This is a genomic window from Bathymodiolus azoricus thioautotrophic gill symbiont (genome assembly GCF_001298715.1).
In the GTDB taxonomy this organism is placed as follows: Bacteria; Pseudomonadota; Gammaproteobacteria; order PS1; family Pseudothioglobaceae; genus Thiodubiliella.
In genome coordinates this window covers 1-10793 of sequence record NZ_CDSC02000011.1, presented here as the reverse complement: position 1 = coordinate 10793, position 10793 = coordinate 1, and the positions used below count along the sequence as shown (strand labels likewise).

Genomic DNA, 10793 nt, shown 5'->3' with positions numbered 1-10793 from the left:
TTTACATGTTATAATGCAAATCTATTATTAAAAGAGGTGCAATGAAAAAAACAATACTTATAGTGGTGGCTTTATTTTCTTTGAATGCAAATGCAGTCATTTATTTAGAATTTGAAAAATTAGAAGATGCAACTGGTTATGTCAAATCAGGCATTACCAAATGTATAGATGCCAGAGACTGTATGAGTAAGGTCAATTGGGCATGGAGAACAGGTAGAGCTGCTGATTGCGCTAGATTAACCATGTGGAGAAAAGACGGGGACGAAAAAGCTGTTAAGATATGGATAAGGGACTTTCGATCACCTTACTGGAAAGCCAAACAAGAGCAATTAATATGGGGATATGACGAAGAAGATTAGCCTAGATTTTTCACATGGATATTTGCACCCTGAGTATCCACGGCGACCGTTACTGGCATATCCTTAACTTCAAATTCATAAATAGCCTCCATACCCATTTCTGCAAAGGCTATTTTTTTGGCTTTTTTGATAGATTTAGAAATCAAATAAGCCGCACCACCAACAGCAATCAAATAACTGGCCTGATGTTTTTTAATGCTTTGTGTGGCTGCTGCACCTCGCTCGGCTTTTCCAATCATACCGAGTATGCCCGTCTCCTTTAACATCATATCGGTAAATTTATCCATGCGTGTAGCTGTAGTGGGTCCTGCAGGACCAATCACTTCATCACCCACTGCGTCTACTGGGCCAACATAATAAATAAATTTATTATTAAAATCTACGCCTTTTGGTAAGCCTTTACCACTGTCTAACATTTGCTTAAGTCGCTGATGCGCTGCATCTCTGCCAGTGACAAGTATGCCAGTAAGTAACAAGGTATCACCAATATTCCACTGGGTCATCTGCTGGCGAGTAAGTGTGCTTAAATCAACTTTTTTGTACTTAGAATAGTCCATTTCTAGATCAGGATAAACACTCATATCTACTTCCGGCAAAGTTGCTGCGCCCGATCCATCCATAGAAAAATGCAGATGACGCGTGGCAGCGCAATTTGGAATTATAGCAACCGCTTGAGAAGCAGCATGACTTGGATAGTCTTGAATTTTAACATCCAATACGGTAGTTAACCCCCCTAAACCTTGCGCACCAATACCAAGATTATTGATTTTTTCCATCAGCTCTAGGCGGAGTTTTTCAAGATTACTTGGATTTGGTTTTTGGGCAATATCTTGAATGTCAATTGATTCCATTAGGCTTGCTTTTGCCATCAGCATCGCTTTTTCAGCAGTACCGCCCACACCAATACCGATGACACCTGGTGGACACCAGCCTGCGCCCATTGTAGGGATCATTTTTAATACCCAATCAGTGACATTATCATCAGGTTGTAAGACGGCAAACTTTGCTTTATTTTCCGATCCACAACCTTTGGCTGCCACAATAAAATCTACCTTATTGCCTAATACGACTTTCATGTGGATGACTGCTGGTGTGTTGTCTTTAGTGTTGGTTCTACTAAAGAGTGGATCTTCAACAATTGAAGCACGCAAAGGGTTGTTCTCATTAGTAAAGGCTCGTCTAACGCCTTCATTAATCATATCTTCCAACGATAAATCAGCTGCCCACACAACATCCATACCCACTTCAACGAATACATTGACAATGCCTGTGTCTTGACACATTGGGCGTTGACCAATGGCAGACATTTTTGAATTAATTAAAATTTGCGCAATGGCATTTTTAGCCGACTGATTGGTTTCTTTCTCATACGCATTTACCATTGCCTGAATAAAATCAGGGCTATGGTAATAAGAAATATATTGCAGTGCGTTGGCAACGCTTTCAATGACATGCTTTTGCTGAATTTTCATACTAATGATTGCCTAAATTTATTAAGAAGTTATTGGCTATTTATAGTATTATATCTGCTATTTATTTTATCTAACATCTAAGCGGAGTTTTTATGTTTAATTTTTTCAAACCTTTGAGTCTTTCTATTGACCTTGGAACAGCAAATACACTCATTTTTATGGATGGTGAAATCGTATTAAACGAGCCATCTGTTGTTGCTATTCATCATGAAAGAGGCGCAACAGAAGCAACTGTTATTGCAGTGGGTCAAGACGCTAAGGATATGTTAGGCAGAACACCTAGTTCAATTGAGGCGATTCGTCCAATGAAGGATGGCGTTATTGCTGACTTTAAAATCACAGAAAAAATGTTGCAACACTTTATTCGTAAAGTCTCTCATGGTGGTTTTTTCTCACCGAGCCCTAAAGTGCTTATTTGTGTTCCTTGTGGTGCTACCCAAGTAGAGCGTCGCGCTATCAAAGAAAGTGCAATTGGTGCTGGTGCGCGTGATGTATATTTAATTGAAGAACCAATGGCAGCAGCACTTGGTGCAGGCATGGCAATTAAAGAAGCATCAGGCACAATGGTTGTTGATATTGGTGGTGGCACCACAGAAATTGCGATTATGTCACTCAATGGATTGGTTTATTCCGACTCTTTACGCATCGGTGGCGATGTACTTGATGACAATATCATTAAATTTGTGCGTAGAGAGTATGGCATTATTATCGGTGAATCTACCGCTGAGAAAATTAAAGAAGAACTGGGATCAGCCTTTGAAACAAATGTCATCAAGAAAATGGAATTTAAAGGTAGAGATATTGCTAAAGGCATTCCAGTAAGTTTTGAAGTGAGCAATACAAAAATCAGAGAAGCCATACAAGAACCATTACTTAGCATTGTTAGCGCAGTAAGAATTGCACTTGAGCAGACGCCGCCAGAGCTAAGTGCTGATATTTCAGAAAATGGCTTAGTATTAACAGGTGGTGGTGCGCTTTTAGAGGGTTTTGACAAACTCATCAGCAAAGAAACTAATTTACCAGTGCGTATCGCCGACAACCCTCTAACTTGTGTGGCTCGTGGTGGTGGCATTGTTCTAGATATGATCAGTCAACACGAGATAGGGTTTTTATCAGCAGAATAATTGTTCTTTAGGTATTTGAATATCTAAGTTATGCAAAAAATTTTAAGCCTTTTTATACCTGTTTTGATTGCGATTTTCCTACTCTTTTCAGATTATAAGTTTTCCTATTTAGACAGTTTAAAAAAATCCATTGCTACGCTCATATCGCCAATATATTTGGCAATCAACTTGCCGTCTCAACTCTATATTTGGATTAACGAGCAAGGCACAACAAAGCAAATCTTATTAAATCAAAACAAGCAACTCAGCGCTGAGTTAGTGCGCTTAAAAGTTGATTTACAAAACCATAATGCGCTACTATTAGAAAATCAAAAATTAAGTCAATTACTAAACTCTCGCTACAAACTTGACCAAGAAACATTTATATTAGCGCGTGTCAGCTCTATCAGTCAGTCACGATTAAAAAAACAAATTGCCATTAATAAAGGCAGTAGTGATGGCATAAAAATTGGTCAAGTTGTATTGGGTGCTGATGGCATACTTGGACAAGTGAGTCAAGTAACGCCATTATATTCAAGCGTGTTGCTAACCACTGACCCAACCCAACATATACCTGTTAAAAACGAGCGTAATGGTATCCGCGGTATCAGTAAGGGTGTGGCATCTCATCAAGGAAAGTTAATGGTACGCTTTATTCAACATGGGCTTGATATAAAAGTCGGGGATGTTTTTCTAAGTAGCGCTATCAGCTCAAAATTTCCAGCAGGATATCCAGTAGGTCGTGTAACTCATGTAGAAAAGAAGGTAAATGACCCATTTTTGACTATTGAATTAACACCATCTCAGTCCATTAAACAGTTAGAATTTGTTTTAATCAATAATACCCTTAAAAAATCTTAACTATGTTTAGCTATCAAAGACCTTATGTTTTTCTTATTAAAATCACGCTATTTGCACTGATTATTAGCATACTGCCCTTGCCTGAAATCGTTTTAAGTATTGCACCTTTTTGGCTCTTGTTGTTTTTTGCTTATTGGTTAACGAATTTCCCTGCTCAAGGGAAATTCTTTCTTGCCTTGCTACTAGGCGTGTTAATTGATGTGCTATACGGAGATATCTTAGGACAAAATGCTTTGGCACTTATCTTAAGTAGCGCTTTTATTAGCAATATAAAACAATCTCTTGTTGTTTCCAATATTACCACACAGCAAGTTTATATCTTTACTGCATCTAGCATCTATTTGGGGCTATTGCTATTGGTACATGGCCTATCAACCCAAGATTTTAGTTTTAATGCCTATTTACTATTCAAACCATTTTTAAGCGCACTACTATGGCCTGTGGTTCAATCACTACTCTCAAAGCTCAGACACTAACACAATATATTAAGATGATTTATGAATAAAATTAGCAATATCAAATTAGAAAATAGGATTTTTTCTAACAGAATGGTTTGGGCTCTGATTTTTATACTCCTTTTAACCTTGGTCTTGATATCAAGACTTTTCAATCTGCAAATTAGTCATTACGATTATTACACTGAAGAATCATTGGGTAATCAAATGCGTACCCTACCGATTACCTCAACGCGTGGGAAAATCTTTGACCGTTATGGAAAAATTATTGCCACCAATCAGCTTGCTTATAAACTTACATTGACCCCTGAAAAAACCAAAGATATCCCCGCAACATTACTGGCACTTAAAAAGTTTGGCTTAATTAATGATAAAAATATTGCCACTTTCGAAACAATCAAAAAGCACTATAAAAAATTCCATAACATTCCATTAAAGCACAAACTAAGTGAAAAGCAAGTAGCCAAATTTTTAGTGAGCAATCAATTTATTGGTATTGATATTGAGCCTTATTTCCATCGAGTCTATCCTAACAACGACTCTAGTGTGCATGTGACTGGTTATGTCTCCAGAATGAATAAAAAAGACAAAGCCTTTTATAATAAGAAAAATTATGCAGGTACTTCTTTTGTTGGCAAAACTGGCATTGAAAAACAATATGAAACCTTGCTACATGGAAAAAATGGCAAGAAACAAATCGAGCGCAATGCGACAGGCCGAGTCATTAACAGCAAAAATATTCAAGAACCAGAACAAGGTAGCGATTTGTATCTCAGTATTGATTTAGCATTACAGAAAAAAGCAGAGTCCTTACTCAAAGGTAAGCGTGGTTCAATTGTAGCGGTTGATACAACGAATGGAGAAGTCTTAGTCATGGTAAGTACGCCTATTTATAACCCCAATTGGTTTGTTAATGGCATCTCGCATAAAAATTACAACAAACTACAAACATCAAAAGACATTCCACAACTCAATCGTGCTATTCAAGGTCTCTACCCGCCAGGTTCAACTATTAAGCCCATGGTGGCATTGGCAGGGCTTGAGCAAGGTGTAATTACTGCACACAGTAAAGTTTACTGTCCAGGTTTTTTTAAACTGTCTAATGTGAAACGCAAATTTAACGATTGGAAGCGCAGTGGACATGGCGTGGTTGATGTTAAAGACTCCATTGCACAATCTTGTGATATTTTTTTTTATGATTTAGCTGACAAAATGGGTATTGATGATTTATATGATGGCTTAAAACCTTTTAATTTTGGCAAAATAACGGGTATTGATATTCCTGGAGAGCGTGGTGGCATCTTGCCTTCAAGGGCTTGGAAAAAAATCAATAAGGATGAGCCTTGGTATCGAGGCGAGACTCTAATTACAGGTATTGGGCAAGGCTTTATGACCACTAGCCCACTACAACTGGCTGTTGCCACAGCAGCTTTGGCCAACAAAGGTGTGATTATTCAACCTAAATTACTCAAAAGCACACAGGCCCCAGGAGATAGTATTAAAAATACAGCTAAAAGCCCTCAAAAACAAATCCCCATTAAAGACATTCATAATTGGGAAGATGTAATTGAAGGCATGAGGCAAACAATCTATGCACCCCAAGGCACAGGCAGAAGACTCAACAAGAATTTGAAGTACACCTTAGCAGGAAAAACAGGCACTGCCCAAGTATTTGGCTTGGATGCTGAAGAGCAATATATTGCAGCTAATTTAAAGGAGCACTTACGAGACCACGCATTATTCACTGGATTTGCACCTATTAAAAACCCAAAGATTGCGATTGCTGTCATTGTAGAAAATGCAGGTAGCGGTAGTACAAAAGCAGCGCCACTTGCCAAAGCAGTGCTAGATTTATATTTTGAGAGGCCTTTACATAAATAGAAGTAATCATCAGAAACCCACTTTTTACCCACTTGGCGATTTTTCCAGCGACACCCAACAGTCCTCTAGGAGGGTGAACCCAGCCTTAGCCCTGCTAGGACAAGGTTTAAATAAATCACCAATTGGGGGAAAATTGACTTTAGCCAATCATCCCTATTTATGCAAAGGTCTATTTTATAAGTGCAGTTTTTATCATCTGCTCATCAATTGGAAATGAAAATACCGCATCTACCCTATAACGCTGCTTTAATTGATCAAGTTGCGCTTGATTGATTTCATCATAAAGTGCAATAATCTTCACCTTGGGGGAGTGATTTTCAAGCGTGGCTAGCAACGATTCAATATTACTCACACGGTCACGAAATTCTGGATTATAACTAAACTCTGCTACCAAAATATCATATCGATTTTTCTTAGCTAATTGAACTGCCTTTCTTTGTGAGTCCTCAAAATCAACATCAAACCCCATACTTAAAAACAGTGGGGTAAAGTCATCAAAACCACCCTCATCAACAAAAAATAAAAGTTGTTTATTCATTTTGCATTTTATAAAACAATTGTTTGAATTCTGCAAAAACACCCTTCTCAATCGCTTCTCGCATACCTTTCATTAAATCTTGATAATAATAAAGATTGTGAATAGTGTTAAGTCGCGCCCCCAAAATCTCATTTTTACGCTGTAAATGATGCAAATAACTACGAGAATAATTCTGACAAGTATAGCAACCACAGCGTTTATCCAAGGGCTTAGTATCCAACTTGTATTGTGCGTTACGAATTTTCACAATACCACTGGAAGTGAATAAATAGCCATTGCGTGCGTTACGCGTAGGCATTACACAATCAAACATATCAATACCACGCTCAACCGCCTCTACCAAATCACTGGGTGTTCCTACCCCCATTAAATATCGGGGTTTATCATCTGGCAATTGCTCAGGTAGAAAATCCAAAACTTTCATCATTTCTTCTTTGGGCTCTCCCACGCTTAAACCACCAATCGCATAGCCGTCAAAGTCAATTTCAATCAACTTTTTAGCTGATTGTTGGCGCAAATCTTCATACATACCACCTTGAACAATGCCAAATAATGCATTTTCATTGCCTAACGCTTGATGTGCATCTTTTGAGCGTTGCGCCCAGCGCAACGACAACTGCATTGACTGCTCTGCTGTTACTTTATCAGCTGGATAAGGTGTGCATTCATCAAAAATCATGACAATATCTGAGCCTAGGTCGGACTGAATTTTTATCGATTCTTCTGGCCCCATAAAAATTTTGGCACCGTCTTTTGGTGAGCGAAAATCCACACCTGCTTCGCTAATTTTGCGCATATCACCCAAGCTAAACACCTGAAAACCGCCTGAATCTGTTAGGATTGGCCCTTGCCAATGCATAAAATCATGCAAATCACCATGTGCTTTAATTACATCTGTACCAGGGGTAATGGACAGATGAAAAGTATTGCCCAGAATAATTTGTGCACCAATCCCTTCAACTTCTTCAGGGGTCATCGCCTTCACTGTACCATAAGTGCCAACTGGCATAAATGCTGGTGTTTCAACCGTGCCTCTTGCAAATATCATTGTGCCACGACGGGCTTTATCGTTTGTATTTTTTAGTTTAAATTTCATCTGCATCCTTTGATTGTATCTGCCAAAGTTGCGCGTATATTCCATTCATAGATAATAATTCCTTATGTGTGCCACTCTCACTAATCACACCTTCACTGAGTACGATAATTTTATCAGCATCCACAATGGTAGAAAGACGATGTGCAATCACCAGTGTAGAAGTTTTTTTACTAAGGGTGTTGATAGCTTTTTGTACCATTTTTTCACTATAAGAATCCAACGCCGAAGTCGCCTCATCAAAAATCAAAATAGGCGGGTTTTTAAGCAAAACTCTAGCAATTGCCATGCGCTGCTTTTCACCCCCTGATAATTTAAGCCCGCGTTCCCCGACTAGGGTATCGTAACCCTGAGGCAACGCTTCAATAAATTTATCAATAAAAGCTGACTTCGCCGCTGCTTCTACCTCTTGTTGAGTTGCCCCCTGTTTTCCATAGGCAATATTGTAATAAATACTCTCGTTAAACATCACCGTATCTTGTGGCACAACACCAATAACTGATTGCACCGAGTGCTGATTAAGGGTTTTAATGTCTTGTTTATCAATTAAGATTTCGCCACTGTCCACATCATAAAACCGAAACAATAACTTAGCCAGTGTTGATTTTCCAGAGCCAGATTGCCCAACAATTGCTACTTTTTGTCCCGACTCAATTGAAAAACTCACCTTTTTTAATACCTTGTCTTTGCCTTCATAAGCAAAAGAAATGTGCTTAAACTCAACCTTGCCTTGAATTATGTTTAGCTTCGGTGCATCTTTAGGGCTACACACTTTTGCACGGCGCTCAAGTAAATCAAACATATTATTCATATCGATAAAATTATGCTTGATTTGTCGATAAACAATACCCAAAGACCCTAACGGTATAAACAACTGCAATAACAAAGCTTGAATCATAATCATATCACCAAGGCTCAGATTTTTATCTGCCACACCTTGCGCCGCTAAAATCAAAACAACGGTAACACCTACGGCAATAATTGCACCCTGAACAAAATTAAGTGCTGTCATTGAGGTAAAGCTTTTAGTAGCGACATTTTCCCAGCGACTCATCGTTTCATCATAACGATTCACCTCAAAATCCTTGCGATTAAAATACTTGACCGTTTCATAGTTAATTAAGCTGTCTACTGCATTGGTATTTGCCTCAGACTGCATATCGTTCATTTCATAACGATATTTCATCCGCCAAGTGGTGATTGCCAAAGTAAATGCTACATAAAATACCACGGTCAATAACGAAATTCCTGCAAAAAAACCATCGTAATTAACCCACAACAAACCAATCACCAGAATAATTTCAAAAAACGACGGCAAAATATTAAAAACAAAAATAGATAAGAGCGTGGAAACGCTTTGTGTGCCGCGGTCAATATCACGCGTAATACCGCCAATACGGCGATCCAAATGAAAAGACAAGTCTAAGGTGTGCAAGTGCTTAAAGACACCAAGTGCAATCAAATGCATAGCATGGTAGCGCACCCGTGCAAACACAGCGTCTCTGAGCTCGTTAAATAAAGAGCTACTCAGGCGTAACACACCATAAGCAAACAACAACCCCAAGGGCAACACCACCAACACATCGGGTTGGTCAAGTGCATCAACAATCCCCTTAAGTGCCACTGGCACAGCAACATTTGCCAACTTAGCAACAATCAAGAACAAGGTTGCTAAAATAACACGGGTGCGCATCTTTAACAAATAAGGCATTAACTTTCTTAAAACTTTAATGTCCCGAGTTTTAAAATCACTGGCTTTGGTTTGGCTGTTAAATCCTTGCATCTTTAAAACCTTTTATCGTTTACTGGATAGTCATCAGGCAAAATAGCGCCTTTTTTTAGCGCGATTTTTACCACTTCATTACTTTTAAACTGTGCAGGATTTTGCAATAATTCGCTTTGCCAAAAACTGTGCATTTCACACATTTGTGGATGCGTATGATTGCACCCCAATACATGTAAACTACACACGCCAACTCGCCAAGGCCCATCACCGGTAATCTCACCCTCAATCAAATGAATGCTATATTTTGGGTCTTTTTCCCAAAACAATTCAAAATACAAAATATCTTTTGGGTGTTGGAAAATCTCCTCAATCACCCGAGTTTCGCCATTCGGGTATTTAATATATAGCGGTGAACGCAGGGTAAATATTTTATTCATTTTTTTTCATCTCTTTAATTTTCAGTCGAAAATATATCCGCTAAAGATTCCCCTTGCACTAAAACTTTATCAGCCTCCAGTTTTGCCAAATCTGGCGGATACCCATAACGCATTAATATCTTCTTTACTGTCAATCTTAATTTTGCCCTTACATCGTCTCGTTTGCTCCAATCAACTGTTGCATTTTTTCGAATGACATCAACAATCGCACGAATCAATTCTTTCATTTTGTTATCATCTAAAAAACTGGTAGATTCATTTTCTTTTAAAACACTATAAAAAGCATATTCTTCAGAAGAAAGCCCAAGTTCTTCTGACTTATAATCTTCTAGGCGCATTTCTTTGGCTATTTCAGAAAGTTCTGCCAATACTTGTGCCGAATCAATTTGATTATTATGATAGCGTTTAACAACTGTTCCCAGCATTTCTGAAAACTTCTTTCCTTGTGCGATATTTTTTGTTTTCCGAATGCTTACTTCATCACTTAATAGTTTTTTGAGCAATTCAAAAGCAACATTCTCTTGTTGCATATTTTTTACTTCTAATAAAAACTCATCGGATAAAATACTTACCGATGGGCTTTTAATGCCTGCAGCTTCAAATATGTCAATGACTCCTTCACTTGAAAGGGCATTATCTATAATTTGTTTTATGGCGGTTTCTACTTCATAATCCGATTTTACGCCACTACCTGTAAACTTATTTATTCGTGCTTTTACGGCCTGAAAAAACGCAACTTCATCTTTTATTGCTTCTGCATCAGGGCTTGGAATTGACATTGCAAAAAGTTTTGATAAAAGTGTGACTTCTTTTAAGTAGTCGTTCTTTTAAGTTTTTCATCTGAAAGTATACAATTTTGAGCGCCTAA

11 protein-coding genes are annotated in these 10793 nt (G+C 38.2%); 5 read left to right on the top strand and 6 right to left on the bottom strand.

Features of this window, described 5'->3' with window-relative positions; genetic code table 11:
- The first annotated feature begins 41 nt into the window (after positions 1-41).
- Complete coding sequence (locus tag BAZSYMA_RS00220; protein WP_090714324.1) at positions 42-359, top strand: hypothetical protein; 318 nt, start codon at positions 42-44, stop codon at positions 357-359.
- Here BAZSYMA_RS00220 and BAZSYMA_RS00215 read toward each other — a convergent pair.
- Complete coding sequence (locus tag BAZSYMA_RS00215; protein ID WP_090714322.1) at positions 356-1831, bottom strand: fumarate hydratase; 1476 nt, start codon at positions 1829-1831, stop codon at positions 356-358. The two genes, BAZSYMA_RS00220 and BAZSYMA_RS00215, sit on opposite strands and share 4 nt — an antisense overlap.
- A gap of 92 nt (positions 1832-1923) precedes the next feature.
- Between BAZSYMA_RS00215 and BAZSYMA_RS00210 the strand changes: the two genes are divergently transcribed.
- Genes BAZSYMA_RS00210 through mrdA form a run of 4 tightly spaced genes read left to right on the top strand, consistent with a single transcriptional unit; the run spans position 1924 to position 6131 of the window.
- Positions 1924-2955, top strand: a complete 1032-nt coding sequence (locus BAZSYMA_RS00210; RefSeq protein ID WP_090714320.1) for a rod shape-determining protein — start codon at positions 1924-1926, stop codon at positions 2953-2955.
- 30 nt (positions 2956-2985) lie between these two features.
- Positions 2986-3795, top strand: a complete 810-nt coding sequence (mreC, locus tag BAZSYMA_RS00205) for a rod shape-determining protein MreC (RefSeq protein ID WP_090714317.1) — start codon at positions 2986-2988, stop codon at positions 3793-3795.
- A gap of 2 nt (positions 3796-3797) precedes the next feature.
- A complete protein-coding gene (gene mreD, locus BAZSYMA_RS00200; RefSeq protein ID WP_090714314.1) occupies positions 3798-4271 on the top strand; it encodes a rod shape-determining protein MreD in 474 nt (157 codons plus the stop codon).
- Positions 4272-4292: 21 nt separating this feature from the next.
- A complete protein-coding gene (gene mrdA, locus BAZSYMA_RS00195) occupies positions 4293-6131 on the top strand; it encodes a penicillin-binding protein 2 (protein ID WP_090714312.1) in 1839 nt (612 codons plus the stop codon).
- A gap of 169 nt (positions 6132-6300) precedes the next feature.
- Here the strand turns inward: mrdA and BAZSYMA_RS00190 are convergent, their stop codons facing one another.
- Genes BAZSYMA_RS00190 through BAZSYMA_RS00170 form a run of 5 tightly spaced genes read right to left on the bottom strand, consistent with a single transcriptional unit; the run spans position 6301 to position 10704 of the window.
- The gene (locus tag BAZSYMA_RS00190; protein WP_090714309.1) at positions 6301-6669 is read right to left on the bottom strand and encodes a hypothetical protein; all 369 of its coding nucleotides are present in this window, start codon (positions 6667-6669) and stop codon (positions 6301-6303) included.
- Positions 6662-7765, bottom strand: coding sequence for a tRNA guanosine(34) transglycosylase Tgt (gene tgt, locus BAZSYMA_RS00185; protein WP_090714306.1), 1104 nt, complete (start codon positions 7763-7765; stop codon positions 6662-6664). The genes BAZSYMA_RS00190 and tgt overlap by 8 nt, the downstream gene beginning before the upstream one ends.
- Positions 7755-9545 (bottom strand): ABCB family ABC transporter ATP-binding protein/permease, encoded by a 1791-nt coding sequence (locus tag BAZSYMA_RS00180; RefSeq protein WP_090714303.1) that lies wholly within the window; start codon positions 9543-9545, stop codon positions 7755-7757. The genes tgt and BAZSYMA_RS00180 overlap by 11 nt, the downstream gene beginning before the upstream one ends.
- A gap of 2 nt (positions 9546-9547) precedes the next feature.
- The gene (locus tag BAZSYMA_RS00175; RefSeq protein ID WP_090714300.1) at positions 9548-9925 is read right to left on the bottom strand and encodes a hypothetical protein; all 378 of its coding nucleotides are present in this window, start codon (positions 9923-9925) and stop codon (positions 9548-9550) included.
- A 14-nt stretch (positions 9926-9939) separates the two neighbouring features.
- Positions 9940-10704, bottom strand: coding sequence for a DUF3387 domain-containing protein (locus tag BAZSYMA_RS00170; RefSeq protein ID WP_241502500.1), 765 nt, complete (start codon positions 10702-10704; stop codon positions 9940-9942).
- Positions 10705-10793 lie beyond the last annotated feature (89 nt).